Source organism: Bacillus sp. B-jedd (genome assembly GCF_000821085.1).
Lineage (GTDB): Bacteria > Bacillota > Bacilli > Bacillales > Cytobacillaceae > Bacillus_D.
Genome location: NZ_CCXR01000001.1, coordinates 1,232,036 through 1,246,712, shown reverse-complemented (window position 1 = coordinate 1,246,712; position 14,677 = coordinate 1,232,036). Strand labels below are relative to the sequence as shown.

The window sequence follows — 14,677 nt, the reverse complement described above, 5'->3', positions numbered from 1 at the left end:
GTCATTATTCAATTCAACCTTTATAATCTATATCTCTTTGTTAACGAACGAGGGAATCAAGTTTTTCCCTTGATTCCCTTTTGTTCAGACCAGTTTTACGGGCCTTTTTTTGTCGAAAGATTCATAGGCCGCCAGCGCCGCTTCCACGGCCTTCAATCCTGAATGCCCTGTCGCAAGCGGAGGTTTCCCTTCCTTCACACTCTTCACGAAATTTTCGATCAGACCGGTGTCCATATCATCACCCCAGCCGATCCATTTGACCCCTTCACTATTGGAATAGAAATCTACCTTTTGCGCAAATGCATCTACTTTCAAGGTTCCTTTCGTTCCGATCAGTTCCAAGGTGACATCGCCCCATGTTGGATAGGCATCATTCCTGGACCAGCTGCAATCAAGCGTGGCAATCATGCCATTCGTAAACTCCATTGAAACGATTCCGCAATCGTCAATCGGCTTGCCCGAATAAACGCTGCCTATCTCTGCGTAAACTTCCTTCACTTCCGCGCCCGTGAACCATCTCATAATATCGACCACATGCACCGTATGGTCAAGGACCGCTCCCCCGCCTGATTTTTCTTTTTCAATAAACCAGCCGCCGGGATTCGTTCCGCGGTTCGTCCCTTTTATCGCCAAAATGTCTCCGAGCACGCCTTGTTCAACGATTCTTTTGGCCTGCTGGATCGGTGTATTGAAACGGACTGGGAATGCCGTGCCCAGGAAAACACCGTTAGCTTCGCATTCACGGATCATATCTTCCATGTCTTCCAGATTGGTAGCCAAAGGCTTTTCACACAGAACATGCTTGCCAGCCTTGGCCGCGGCGATCGTATGCTTATGGTGGAGGCTGTTTTCGGAGGTGACAATGACCGCGTCAATGTCTGCCGCCAGCAAATCCTCGTAGTTTTTAAAATAGGCTGTATTGAAATCCTCCGCGTATTTCCGGCCTCTTTCTTCGTTGTCGTCGGCAATGCCGGCAAGTGTCGCGCCTTCCATCCTATTGATGGCAGATGCATAGCTCATGGCATGCATGTGGGCGAAGCTGATGATTCCAATTTTCATGCCTGCTCCCCCCTTTGTTCAGCAAGGGTGACAGGCAATCCGGTTTTTAGCGATTGTAGCGCAGCTGCCGAAATTTCCATCGCCTTATATGCATCCTCCGCCGTGACAATTGGCGTTTCGTTCGTCTTTAAACAATCAAGAAAATGTTCCAGCTCGGTCCGGTAAGGCGATACTTTTAGCGGGCTTTGTGGGACGGCAACCCCGCCTTTTTCTTCTGCCGACTCCCTGACCGACAGCAGCACAGGCTCTTCTTTCAAACTGTCATACTCAAGAATGCCCTTTTTCCCGGCAAATTCAAATTGGGTCGAAAACGTTTGATGGGCCCATGATCCCTCAACATGCGCAATCACACCTGATTCGAAAACAAGGGTGACCAATGCATAATCGAGATGTTCGATATTCCTTCCTGCGAGCCCTTTTGCAAAAACCCTCTCAACTTCGCCAAAGGTCCAGCGCAGGAAATCAAAATCATGAATGATTAAATCAAGGATGACGCCGCCGCTTTTTGAATGGTCGGCGTACCAATCTCCCCATCCCGCCGGGAAGTTCCCGCCACGCCTCGTCCTGACAACGCCAATCTCCCCTATCGCCCCTTGCTGGATAAGCTCCCGTACTTGGGCATATTGGGGGAAAAACCGGACGACATGCCCTACAAACAATTTCACGTTTTTCGCTTTGCAATAATCGATCATTTCCCGTGCGTCCTGCAAAGAATAGGAAAGTGGTTTCTCGCAAATTACGTCGATGCCGTAGTCAGCCGCTTTTATGACATACTCTTTATGCAGGAAAGTCGGGACACAAATATCGATCACATCAATCTGCTCCAAGCTTTCGACCGCTTCTTCGATTGTCGCAAAAACTTTCGTATCATGAGCTCCGATAATTTTCTCAGCCTGTTCTTTTCGTAAATCAACAATCCCTACCAGCTGGACATCTTCCATGGCGTAGTAGGAAGCGGCATGTTCCATGCCCATCGTGCCTGCGCCAATCATTAATATCTTTTGCATGCTATCAATCCTTCTTTCACGGATTTCCGTTTCTTCCATTCCAATTAAATTTCCATCCACCTATTGGCAATGGTTTTCTTAAACCAGTAGTAACTGTCTTTTTTAGTTCGTTTCAGCGTTCGGAAGTCGACGTACACCAAACCAAACCGTTTCCCATAGCCATCCGCCCACTCGAAATTGTCCATCAGCGACCACGCCAGATAACCGATGATGTGTATCCCTGAATCAAGCGCCCTGCTTACAGCCGTTAAATGCTGCTCATAATAGCGGATTCGATCCCGGTCTCTCACCCTCCCGCCAGCCATTTCATCCTGGCAGCAAGCACCATTTTCAGTAACAAATAACGGAACATTGCCATATCGGTCCATGAGATAATGAAAGACTTTGTAAAGGCCGTCCGCATAAATCGGCCATCCAATATGGGTGTGTTTATAATCGATTTCGATATTTTCGATGTCGAGCAGGCCGGTATTTTCCTTGTAGCGGGCGACATTGCCGGAATAATAGTTGACGCCGATAAAATCAACCGGCTGATGGATCGTTTCCATGTCCCCTTCCGCAATGCGCGGCTCCGCTCCTTTTTGTTTAAACCATTCCATGAGATAGACTGGATAGCTGCCCTTGAAAACAGGGTCAAGAAACCAGTCGATATTGATGCCGATCTCTCTTTTGCAAGCTTCGGCATCCTCCGGCTTATGACTGAACGGTTCCCTCCAGGTTGTATTGGTGGCTGTGCCGATTTTTCCTTTTATCTCTAACTCCCTGAATAGCCGGACAGCCCTTCCATGGGCGAGGAGCAGGTGATGGGCGACATCGACAGCCAGCTGCAAGTCCTGGTATCCGGGGGCGTGGACGCCATAATAATTGGATAGAAATGCTGCACAAAATGGCTCATTAATCGTTTGCCAATAGCTGACTTTCCCATTGAACTCTTTAAAAATAGTTTCCGCATACTGGCTGAATGCTTCCACCGTTTCCCGATTCGCCCACCCGCCGCGATCCTGCAGCGCCTGGGGAAGATCCCAGTGATAAAGGGTCAGCATCGGTTCGATACCCTTTTCAATCAAACTATTAATAAGGTTATGGTAATAACGCAGCCCTTCATGATTGAGTTCTCCCTTTCCGTTCGGATAAACCCTGGGCCAGGAAACGGAGAACCGATAAACGTTCACGCCAAGCTGCGCCAGTAATTCGATATCTTCCTCATGTCGGTGGTAGCTGTCGCAGGCGACATCCCCGTTATCGCCGTTTTTTACTTTTCCGGGAGTGTGGGAGAAGGTATCCCAGATTGATAATCCTCTTCCGCCTTCTTTGGCCGCTCCTTCGATCTGAAAGGCGGCGGTGGCAGTTCCCCATCTGAAACCTGCCGGAAATTCAATGATTGGCATAGTTTACTCCTCCTGAAACTAAATCATATTTCCGGCGGTGGCGATCCGGTGGTAGAAGTGGTTGCCGAGTGAGCCTTCAGGGATGCCGAGCGGGCCGTCGTGGACAAGCCTTTTTTCTTCCAGTTCTTCTATCCGTTCGATCGTCCCTTCGAGCCATTGCCGGATTCTGAATTGCGCTGTTTCCAAACGGGCCGCCAGCCCGCCATACCGGAGCTCTATCACTTCCCAGCCAAACGGTTTATATAACGAAAACCAGACTTGCCTGTGCTTCAAGTGAAGGAGCTTTGTCTGCTCAGCCAATTCCCTAATTTCTTCCTCCAACAGGGACATCTTCTCTTTATCGTCCTGATCATAAGCGGCTTTTAACCTAATCCCAACTTCCGCTTTCACGTGGAGGACTTTCGCCAGTTGTTCATAATGTTCGAATAAAAGCAATGCCTTTGGATTGCGCCCCTTCGCCGCTGTCAGCTTCGGAACGAGGTTTTGATAATGTTCCGTCATTTGGAGTCCTTTGATATTTTCATCGAACAATCCAATCAGAACATCCTGCCACAGTAAAAATTTTGAGGCATTCGATGAAAGCAAATTACTTTCCATGACCCCCGGCGTTTCATCGAATTGGTTCAGCAGAAGGAAATCCTCGAGGTGATTCCCTGTGCAAAAATGGAAACGCTCCTCCAACCGCTCCTTATCTACTGTCTTTTGATAGGTGTGTTCAGCAAACAGCTGCATGACCGGTTCCGCTGTGATAAGTGGGGTTTCGGCTCCGTTGTCGCCCCATAAGGTCGTGAAGATTTCCCGGACCCCTTCTTTTTTGCAAGCCGTGAGCGCTGCTTCGGTAGTGGCGAAGGCTCTTCCATAATTCGGTGAAATGCCATTCCATGTCCAGGCGCCGCCGGCAAAAACCATATTCTTGCCCAGTTCATTATGCTTCTTGATGTATGTACGGTAAAAATCTTCATTGTCATGGTAATAGTCCCAATAAACGAGCTGGACATTTTCCGGGATTGACTGAATAACTTCTTCAGGAATATGGACTTTCTCATCATAATATTCACCGTGCTTAGAGCCTATGCGGAAATACATATCGCTCCAAATCATCGGTTTTAGCCCATGACGTTCGGCGATTGAAACGACTTCGTTCAAATGTTGGTTCATGATTTCGAATCGGTTCTTATAACCATTTAACTCCAAATACCTTCCGAGCCCGAGCTGGAACGCCTCATCCATGCCAATGTGAATCCGGTTTGTCCTGAATGGTTTTGCCGCGGCCTTGATCATGCTTTCAATGAATTCATATGTCTTTGGCTCACCGACGAGTAAAATGTCAGGAGTGTCTCTTATCTCCGACGCATATCCCCATTTCAGCGCCATCGCCAAATGGGCAAGAGTCTGGATGCAAGGGACCATTTCAATCCCCAATGCGTCCGCGTAGTCATCACATAATTTCAATTCAGCTTCCGAATACCTGCCGCGCATATAGCCAAAATACGGGTAATCCGGAATTTCATAAGTGTCTTCTGTATACAGCATGACGACATTCAATCCCATGACCGCTATCTTTCTTAAAAGCGCTTTTACTTCATCCACCTTCAAAACTGCATTCCTGGATACATCAAGCATGACGCCGCTCGTTTGAAATTGCGGTTCTTCGGTTTGATCAAATTCACCGTACTTTTTGTGGAGCTCAAGCCATAATCCAATCGCCCGGTAAAAATGGATTTTTTCCTGGAAGAGGATTTCTCCCTTTCCCTCCTTGTTGCGGACGCGTATCGGGCCAGACTCCTGTTTAACAGCGATGGGATATCCACCGGGCTGCAACTGCAGGTCCAGGTTTTCCGATAAAAACTGCAGCCCGCTTAAAATGGAATGGGTCTCCCCTGTGAGATTGATTTGCATATAGGTAACCTCGTTTCATTTTCAGTTAACTACAAGGACTTAAGCCCGAAGCCTTTATCTGCAAAATGATGAGATAAAAGGGTTCAGGCTCAATCGTTATTGATAGCGGATCAGTTTAGTAAGAGTGGCAGATTCCTTCTCAAACAGTTTCTCGAATTCCAGCGGCGCCTCTTCAAAATCAACGATATCCTTTATAAACGGCCGGACATCAACCCTTTTTTCTTTCAGGAGCCTTATATATTCATAGACATTCCGGCCTTCTGTCCAACGAACGTATTCATATGGATAATCTATCGCTTCTTTTTCATACACTTTGTCATACCGCCCAGGCCCGCCGGCACGGGAAATGCGCAGCTCCGCTTCTTTTGCAAACATTAAATCCCTTGGAAAGTCGGGTTCGATATCACCGACGATGACAGCCTTTCCTTTCGTGCGAATCCATTTCAGGCATTCGTGTGTAAGCGGGGAGCGTTTTCCGCCGGTACATAATAGAACTGCATCCGCGCCCTGGCCGTTTGTTTCCAAGTGGATTGCCTCTTCCATGTCTTCAACAGAGGAAAAGGATGTAATCTTTTCTTCCTTGAGCATATCCACCCGGCTTTTGCTCAGATCATAAGCAATGACATTATAGGCCGCGGCATTGGCGATTTTGGCGATCAACTGGCCGAGCACGCCTAAGCCGACAATGACGGCCGTCTCGCCAAATTGCAGGTTGGCAATACGGAGCGCGTGGATGGCGATGGCGCCGAGTCCACAAAGAGCGGCTTCCTTTGGATCGACCGAATCCGGGACTTTCGCGTACAACGTTTTCGGGACTAGCAAGTATTCATCATGATGAACATAGGGGGCTCCGTAGCAGGCAACCAAATCACCTTTTTTGACATCGGTGATATCACTGCCGCATTCCACCACTTCTCCCATCGCGCTATAACCGAGGTGGAATTGCTTGTTTTCACTTGCTGCCAGGAGGGACAGTTCGGTTCCAGGTGAAATGGCTGAATACATTGTTTTGATTAATACGTATGATGGTTTTCCATCCAGTGTCGGCATTTGATCTTCTATGATTTCAACTTTCTTGTTATGCGCCACAATTCGTTTCATGAAAAACCCTTCTTCCGTTACTTAATTGGCAAACCATTTTTCAAGGTTGGCTTTGACGTAATCGTCGTCATTGAGGTGCGGGTAGCTGGCGTAGATCCGGTCAAGTTCCTCTGCCTGGCCCGAACTAAGTGTTTCCCGGTCAAGCAGACACCAGTTGCCCTTCAGTAACCCCTGCCTTGCAAGTATCTCATTGATTCCGGCAATGCTACCTTTAAAGGAATGGCGGGAGTCGAAAATAGCCGCGTTGGCATCGGTAATCTCCTGGCCAAGCGTAAGGATTTCATCGGGAACCGACTCACCATCCTTCAGCTTTTTCAGTTCCTTAAACGTCTCGACCACTTTTTTCGTCCAAACTGACCAATGGCCGAGCAAGCCGCCTACGATTCGCTTTTCCACCATATTACCATCAACTTTGAATCGGTACGCTGTAACTAAATCGTTGATGATGTTATCGTCATTCCCAGTGTATAGCGCAATTTCTTCATTGCGTGGCGAGTGGCAAACCGCGCGGACGACATCAATCGTACAATATCGGTCAAACGGGGCGATTTTGATTGCATGGACATTCGGGATGGAAGCAAAGCGCAGCCAGAAGTCATAAGAGAAAATCCTTCCGCCCACCGCTGGCTGTAAATAGAATCCGAATAAAGGGATGACTTCCGCCACTTTTTCAGCGCGGTCAAGAATCTCCTCCTCGGACATGTCATTCAGTCCGCCCATGCTTAAAAGTCCAAGGTCATACCCAAGCTCCTCGCAGAATTTCGCTTCTTCGACTGCCTGCTCAGTCGGCCCGCAAATCCCCGCCACTTTAATGAAATCTTCAGGAACATTCGCCCGTTTCGTTTCCTCAATTGCAAGGGAAAGCACCTTTTTATAAAGATTGAATTCAGGGTCGCGAATTTCAAATTGGGTCGTATGGACACCAACCGCAATCCCGCCAACCCCGGCATCAATGTAATAGCGCGTCAAGGCGCGCTGGCCCGCTTCGTCAAGCTGCCTGTCTTCTGTCAGCGCAAGCGGATGGGCCGGGATCACGGTACCGGAGTGGAGCTTTTTCTTTACAGCTTCCTTCAGCATTAAAAGGCACCCTCTCTTTCCTGAAAGTGGGTTGGCTTATTAATGGTGTGCCCGTCACCGACCACCCAGTCGGCAATTAAATCGACCATTTGTTCAACCGTCACCCGCGGATAGCCGAACAGCTTATGGGCATGGGAAGCATTATTCAACAAAGCAGTTGGGCTTTCTGTATTCACAAATAGCGGTTCCTTTTTCATTCGTTTTCCGAACTCATGAGCCAGCCATCTGATGGAAAGGACTTCAGGTCCTGTCACATTCAGCAGTTTAGGAGGAGAGCTTGCATGCAGGAGTGAACGGATTGCATATTCATTGGCATCCCCCTGCCAAATAACGTTCGCATTCCCCATCGTCAAATCAATCGGCAGTCCTTGATGTACTTGCTTGGCGATTTCAAGCAGCACGCCATAGCGGAGGTCAATCGCATAGTTCAATCTGAACATGACCATCGGTGTTCCGTTTTTTTGCGAAAAATAAGTAAAGATCCTTTCCCTGCCCAGGCAAGATTGGGCATATTCGCCAACCGGATTCGGCTTAACATCCTCCGTGCAATTGTTGCTAACAACATCCGTAAACGGGTAGACATTCCCGGTTGAAAAAGCGACAATCCGAGAATCCTTGAACTTCTCTGCCACCCGGCCCGGAAGATACGCGTTCATCGCCCATGTATAGTGTTCGTTGCCAACGGTACCGAACTTCGTACCCGCCATATAAATTATATTTTTCACAGGAGGAAGGCTCTTGAGGTCTTCTTCTTTCAAAAGATCTGCCTTGATAGTCTCAACACCGGCTCCCTCTAATTCATCGACCAGGCTCTGATCCGAAAACCTGGCCACGCCAATGACCCGCTTCGGAACGCCCGCAAGCTCAACAGCCCTTTTGGCCATTTTTGCCAAAGTAGGCCCCATTTTCCCGCTTACACCCAAAATCATAATATCGCCATCAAGCTGCAGGATATCCTGCACCAATTCATCACTGGGAACCGTCATGAAATCTTCCAATTCTGCAATCGTTTTCATTTTAGCCTCCTGCTATTTTCATAGTTTAGTTTTTACAAAAGCGAAAAAAATAGGTTGAATATGATGCTTACGCAAGTTAAGTACAAATACTGTTGATTGGAGCGCAAGGCACGTAGACTCCTCGAAAACGCTATCGCGTTTCCTTCGTGCATAGCCCATTCAAGGAAGTCGGTTGTCCTATGGGATGTAGCGGCAAGTGGAGACCCCACAGGCGCTATGAGCGCCGAGGAGGCTCCACTGGCGCCCCATGGAAAGCGAAGTGCCGTGAGCGGAGATCAACTAAAACGTTCTCTATGAATACCAATCTAAAATCAAGCTATTTAGTTTTAATTTTCACCCTAATTCTATAATTGGCTTTTTTAAAAGACAAGTCACTTAAAGGTCTTTTAATACACATGTCTATTACAAAGCAAAATTACTGTTTGACAATCCTGCAAGTTCTCCCTAATCTAATAGTAAGATGATATAAAGACATTTCTTTAATATGTCTTTTATAGGAGATGAGAAGTTGAAAACTCAACCATTCACCGGGCATAGCATCGAGATAATCATTGGCATTGTCACACCTAAAGCTTTAGAAAAGGAAGTTATGAAAGCGCTTGAATCCTTCCCGAATTTGCGTCCTGTCTTTATTAATGCAACGCCATCGACGATTGCCGCAAAGATGACCATCGACCTGCTAAATCAATTGGAGGTCATATTGTTTACCGAGTTTCAAACGTATTTGAAAGCGAAACATCTTTTTGATTTTGCCATCCCGGTCCAGTATGTCCCTCTAATGGGAACCGGTCTCTACCGTTCTTTGTTTTTAATAAAAAACCAATATGATGTCCCCTACTTCTCAATCGATACGGTCGAAGAAAAATACATACAAAGAGTCCTTTATGACCTTGGCGAAAACAATTACGAATTCAAGTCATTTCCCCAATATGACCACTCAAGCACTGTCGAGGCAATTGTCGGCTTCCATCGGAACAACTACGAAAAACTTGGTTCAATCGCCGTCACTGGCATTCAGGAAGTCTCCCTTAGGCTGTCGGAACTGGACATCCCAAATGAATGGGTGACACCTACCTACCAGGATTTGATCGTGTCCCTGGAACGAGCCCTGCTCGCCACGGAAGCCCGGAGAAACAAAGAGTCGCAGATTGTCTTTGGGATTATTGATATTGATAAATTCGATAAAGCGACTGAAAAGTACAGCACCGAACACGAAGTGCAGCTTTTCAAATTAAAGTTCCAGCAAATGATGCTGAATTACACTAAACTGCTTGATGGCCATTTAATCAATTCAGGCGGCGAGGAATTTTCATTCATCACGACGCGCGGCATTTTTGAAAGGGAGACCCGCGGCTATAAATTCATTCCATTGCTGAATTCGGCCAAAAGCGAACTCGGCGTCACGATCAGCATCGGCGTCGGATTCGGGCGTTCCGCAGCGGAAGCCGGCAGCCATGCGAGATTGGCATTGCGGCAGTCAAAGGAATTGGGCGGAAACGTGTGCTATATCGTCCGTGAAGACCAAAGTGTAATCGGACCGGTCGACATCATCACAGATACCCAGTATGAAAAATACGATTTATCAATCACCGATGCGCAGCTTTTGCAAAAAGCGGAAAAGGCGGGAATGTCGGCCGCGTATATGACAAAGCTTATGGCGAGGGTTGCCCGCCATAAAAAGTACGATTATACCGCCCAGGAACTCGCTTCCACTTTGGATATAACGACAAGGAGCGCACACCGCATCCTTTTAAAATGGATGGATGCGAACCTCGTCGACATTGTCGGCGAAGAAAAAATCACCTATAAAGGAAGGCCGCGGCGGATTTACCGGCTCATTTTCATTCTGGACGAGGATGAAAAGAACGAATCCGATGCAGGCTGATAAAACGGCGGGTTATTCTTACCCGCTTTTTTTTCATTTTTCCCTAAAGCGATACCTTTTTGCCCGTCTCCCTGCTTTCATTGGCCGCTTCGATAAAGCGGATGATTTCCCGTGTCTCATCAAGCCGGACGGCTGCATGGGTACCGCGGAAGAACAGGATGATTTCCTCCAACAGGCTCGCATAAAACGGTTTTGACGAGGAATCGATGATGACAAATTCATTCCCTTTTTCAAAATGGATCACAGCCCCGAAGGCATAGCTGCCATTTCTGTTTCCCCTGGCCGTCCCGATCCTGCCGTCTTCCCACTGTGCGGCGATCAAGTCGGAATCCCGGGTGGAATCCGCCCGAACATGCCTGACACCAGCGCCTAATATCGCATAGAGCATTTCGATCGTATGTATTCCATACCAAAAATAACCTGGCTGCGTATCAACCATATCCATTGGCCCGAAGCAGTCCGCACCAATAATCTCGCCCCTGTCCTTAATGGCTAACGCTTTTCTTAGCGGCTCGGCAAATCTTAAAGCCGAAGTACTCATGATTGGCGTCTGATACCGCTCGGATAGTTCCGCGATTGCAACTGCGTCGGCAGAAGATAAACACAATGGTTTATCAACAAAAATCGGTTTTTTGAACCCCGCCAATCTTCTTACCTGCTCCAGATGCGACCTTCCGTCCACGGACTCTACTAAAATACAATCAGATTGCTCCGCCACTTCTTCGATCGTGGCCGCCATCCTGACCCCATAGCTTTCTACTTCTCTGGTAATCTTTCCAATCCGCGAGGAGCTCAACTCGAAATCAAGCGATCCGGCCGGGCAGGCAATCACAACCTTCCCGCCCCTGACATGATTGGGATTGGCCGGATCATTCAGTAATTTTGCAAAAGCGGACGCATGGGACGTATCAAGGCCGATCATCCCGATTTTCAACTCATCCATTTGCTCTCCCCCATGAAAAAGAAGTGTTTATTTCAAACCTGACAGCTGGATGCCTTCAGTGAAGTACTTCTGGAAGAACAGGAAGATAAGAAACGTCGGAATAAACGATAGAGTGGCCCCCGCCATTTCAACGCCGAAGTTCCCCTCTTTATTTAAGGTCGAAGCAAGCCCTACTGTGATCGGGAACATTTTTTCATTAGTCATAAAAATAAGCGGCTGGAACAAGTCGTTCCAGTTACTGACGAACGAAAATGTCCCAACAGTTGCGATGGCCGGAAACGCCAATGGCATGTAAATTTTGCGAAAAACCTGGAAATCCCCGGCGCCATCCATCCTCGCTGCCTCATCGAGCTCCATCGGAATGCCCTGCATGAACTGGCGCACTAAAAAGACGCCCATGATCCCCCAAAGTTCAGGAACAATAAGTGACTGGTATTCATTGATCCAGCCAAATTTCGAAAACATGATGAACTTTGGAATGATTAATAACTGAGATGGAATCATGATGACCGCCATGAATGTCCAGAATATGAATTCGCGGCCAAAAAACTGCTTCCTCGCAAAAAGGTAACCAAGCAGCCCCGCGAAAAACATTTGTGAAAATACGGGGATGACCGTGATAACGACTGAGTTAAAGATCCAGCGCAGAAAGTTGTCGTTTCTGAACAGATAAATAAAATTGTTCAGGGATGGGTCGGTTGGCAGCCAGAATAACGGACTAAGCGAAGCGAAAGTCGTTTCTTTCAGCGACCCGAATACCATGATTAAAAAGGGCAGGAGAAAGCAAAACCCCAGTAAGAGCATAACAAAATACTTTCCAAATTTTTTCAACAAGTTCGTTCATCTCCCTTACACTCACGCTGACTCATTAATAAATGCCTTGATCTTTCCCGACCAGTTTTCTCTGGATCAACGAAATAACCAGGATGATCGCGAACAATACGTAAGATAGAACCGCCGCATAGCTGAAGTTCAAATTCGTGAAGCCAATCGAATACAGATAATAGACAATCGTGCTAGTCGAGAAGTTCGGCCCGCCGTTAGTCAAAAGAAATGCGGAATCAAAAATCTGGAAGGATCCAATTGTCGTAATGATCAAGACATAGAAATGGATCGGCTTTAACAATGGGAATGTGATCATCCAAAAGGTTTTTAATGGCGAGGCGCCATCAATTTTGGCTGCTTCATACATATCCTTCGGAATCGACTGGAGGCCGGCGAAGTAATAAATCATCGTACTCCCGGAGACTTTGAAAATACTCAAACCCGCCAGCACGAGCAGCGCCTGGGATGAACTCGAAAGAAACAGCTGGGGATCGACGCCGACAAAACCGAGCAGATAGTTCACGAAGCCCGATTTCGTGCCTGAAAACAGCCATTCCCAAATACCGGCGATGACGACAAACGAAGTAACGACGGGGAGGAAAAACACTCCTTTAAAAAACTTCGTCATGCGGATGCCCGATTTCAAAATCAATGCAAGGATCAAGCCAAGCGCCATTGTCGGGATGATATAGTAGATGGAAAATAAGACGGTGTTCCAGATGGACTTCCAGGCAATTTTGTCATTGAATAATTGCTCCCAGTTCCGTAAGCCGACGAATTCTGAAGTGCCAATGACCCGGTAATGCATGAATGTGAGAACGAAGCTATACACAAAGGGGATAATTTGAAAGATTACAAAATGAATTAAAACTGGGACTAGAATGAGATAGACGAGCGCGTTCTTTTTCCATTCATCCTTAATTCGTTTTCCCAGCGGCCTTTTCAGCTGTTTTCTGTTATCCAGAGGCATTTTGTTATTATTTACAGCCATGACCTTTTCCAAGCAATCACCTTATTTCTGTTTTTGATCGGCTTTGAAATTCCTGCCGTATGTATTCCAGTTGGCAGCCACTAACTTTTTCCAACACGTTTTCTTAAGTAACAGAGAGTTTTATTCACGAGGAATAAAACTCTCTATACAAAGAAGCTATTTGTTTACGGCTTTGCAAGCTCGGCTTTGATTGCTTCAGCAGCTGCATCCGCGGCTTGTTGAGGGTTTTTCTCCCCTGCCATCATCGATTGGACTTCAGCCTGAATGAATGGCATGATTGCACGGCCTTTCGGATGAATGACGCCCGGCAATGCATACTTTGTATAAGAAGCCAATTGGCTCATATATTTATTTGAATCAAAGATATCCTTCGCTTCTTCCTGTGTTGGAATATATTGAGTCAAGGTGTTGAAAATGCGCTGGTTTTCAGCATTAGTGATTGTTTTGACAAACTCAGCTGCAGCATCCGGATTATCACTGTTCGAAGGAACAACGAACATTCCGGTCGTACCGTAAGTCAACTGCTCTTTATTTTTCAAAGGCGGTGCGAAAGCAAACTCAAATTTGCCTTCTTTTTGGAGCATCGTCACGTCGATTCCAGAGCCAAGGATCGCCATCATCTTTCCGCCCATCCACAGTTCATTGTGGTTAGTCGCAGTTACCGCGTCTTCAGGAATATACTTGTTCTTATACAGGTTATTGATCATTTCGAACGCTTTGACGCTATCAGAATTATTGATCTTCACTTCATTGTCAGCAGTGACAACATCCCCGCCAGCCTGCCAGATCCATGGGTAGATTGTTCCGTTCATGGAACCGCCGCCCGCATAGGACAAAGCATAGAAGCCTTTCTCTTTTGCTTTTGCTGCCCATGCTTCAAACTCTTCCCACGTAGCTGGGAGCTTGGATGGGTCTTCGCCGATTGCTTTCACTACATCCAGATTGTAGAAGAATGTATAAGCTTCCTGCAAAATTGGCAATCCGTATTTCTTGCCTTTCCAAGTTGTCGCGGTTAGCGCAGTGTCAACAAAGCCTTCCAGATCCTTTTCCTTCAAATAAGGATCCAGTTCAAGAAGCATGCCTACATCCGCATATTGCGGCATTTGGTCAGGAATCGCGTAGAAAACATCAGGGCCATTGTTCGCAGCCAGCGCAGTCAGGACTTTCTGGTCACGGTTCGCCCAAGGAATCGTTTCAATCTTTACCTTCACATCAGGAAATTGTTTATTATAATTGGCCGTGACTTCCTTCCACATTTCTTCTTCTTTTTTCGCGTCACCTGTGTAAGGATGCACCCATACCGTTATTTCTCCCTCAACCTTGCCATCTTTTTTGGTTTTTGTGCCGGTCTTATCGCTGCAACCCGCAAGCGCCAAGCTGAAAACAAGCATAAGGACCATGAACCATAAACTTTTCTTTTTCATGTACTTTATTCCCCCATTTAAGTTTTGAAATTAAAAGTCTCAGAGATTCCTACACTTTCATT

The 14,677-nt window shown here is 46.9% G+C and carries 12 protein-coding genes; 1 reads left to right on the top strand and 11 read right to left on the bottom strand.

What is annotated here, in order from left to right; all coding sequences use genetic code 11:
- Positions 1-84: 84 nt before the first annotated feature.
- From BN1002_RS06210 to BN1002_RS06180, 7 genes are all read right to left on the bottom strand, one after another.
- The gene (locus tag BN1002_RS06210) at positions 85-1,059 is read right to left on the bottom strand and encodes a Gfo/Idh/MocA family protein (protein ID WP_048824151.1); all 975 of its coding nucleotides are present in this window, start codon (positions 1,057-1,059) and stop codon (positions 85-87) included.
- The gene (locus BN1002_RS06205; RefSeq protein WP_048827787.1) at positions 1,056-2,066 is read right to left on the bottom strand and encodes a Gfo/Idh/MocA family protein; all 1,011 of its coding nucleotides are present in this window, start codon (positions 2,064-2,066) and stop codon (positions 1,056-1,058) included. Before BN1002_RS06205 ends, BN1002_RS06210 begins: the two co-directional genes overlap by 4 nt.
- A gap of 44 nt (positions 2,067-2,110) precedes the next feature.
- Positions 2,111-3,454, bottom strand: coding sequence for a GH1 family beta-glucosidase (locus BN1002_RS06200; RefSeq protein WP_048824150.1), 1,344 nt, complete (start codon positions 3,452-3,454; stop codon positions 2,111-2,113).
- Positions 3,455-3,472: 18 nt separating this feature from the next.
- A complete protein-coding gene (locus tag BN1002_RS06195; protein WP_048824149.1) occupies positions 3,473-5,353 on the bottom strand; it encodes a beta-N-acetylhexosaminidase in 1,881 nt (626 codons plus the stop codon).
- Positions 5,354-5,449: 96 nt separating this feature from the next.
- Positions 5,450-6,454, bottom strand: coding sequence for a zinc-dependent alcohol dehydrogenase (locus BN1002_RS06190; RefSeq protein ID WP_048824148.1), 1,005 nt, complete (start codon positions 6,452-6,454; stop codon positions 5,450-5,452).
- Between the two features lie 21 nt (positions 6,455-6,475).
- Positions 6,476-7,531 (bottom strand): dihydrodipicolinate synthase family protein, encoded by a 1,056-nt coding sequence (locus BN1002_RS06185; protein ID WP_197072750.1) that lies wholly within the window; start codon positions 7,529-7,531, stop codon positions 6,476-6,478.
- Complete coding sequence (locus tag BN1002_RS06180) at positions 7,531-8,547, bottom strand: NAD-dependent epimerase/dehydratase family protein (protein WP_048824147.1); 1,017 nt, start codon at positions 8,545-8,547, stop codon at positions 7,531-7,533. The genes BN1002_RS06185 and BN1002_RS06180 overlap by 1 nt, the downstream gene beginning before the upstream one ends.
- A 508-nt stretch (positions 8,548-9,055) precedes the next feature.
- Between BN1002_RS06180 and BN1002_RS06175 the strand changes: the two genes are divergently transcribed.
- Positions 9,056-10,432, top strand: a complete 1,377-nt coding sequence (locus BN1002_RS06175) for a hypothetical protein (RefSeq protein ID WP_082036154.1) — start codon at positions 9,056-9,058, stop codon at positions 10,430-10,432.
- A gap of 43 nt (positions 10,433-10,475) precedes the next feature.
- Here the strand turns inward: BN1002_RS06175 and BN1002_RS06170 are convergent, their stop codons facing one another.
- The 4 genes from BN1002_RS06170 to BN1002_RS06155 form a co-directional block, all read right to left on the bottom strand.
- The gene (locus tag BN1002_RS06170; protein ID WP_048824145.1) at positions 10,476-11,375 is read right to left on the bottom strand and encodes a Gfo/Idh/MocA family protein; all 900 of its coding nucleotides are present in this window, start codon (positions 11,373-11,375) and stop codon (positions 10,476-10,478) included.
- A 27-nt stretch (positions 11,376-11,402) separates the two neighbouring features.
- A complete protein-coding gene (locus BN1002_RS06165) occupies positions 11,403-12,206 on the bottom strand; it encodes a carbohydrate ABC transporter permease (protein ID WP_048827783.1) in 804 nt (267 codons plus the stop codon).
- A 37-nt stretch (positions 12,207-12,243) separates the two neighbouring features.
- A complete protein-coding gene (locus tag BN1002_RS06160; protein WP_048827782.1) occupies positions 12,244-13,170 on the bottom strand; it encodes a carbohydrate ABC transporter permease in 927 nt (308 codons plus the stop codon).
- A 185-nt stretch (positions 13,171-13,355) separates the two neighbouring features.
- Complete coding sequence (locus tag BN1002_RS06155) at positions 13,356-14,615, bottom strand: sugar ABC transporter substrate-binding protein (RefSeq protein ID WP_048824144.1); 1,260 nt, start codon at positions 14,613-14,615, stop codon at positions 13,356-13,358.
- Between the last annotated feature and the right edge of the window lie 62 nt (positions 14,616-14,677).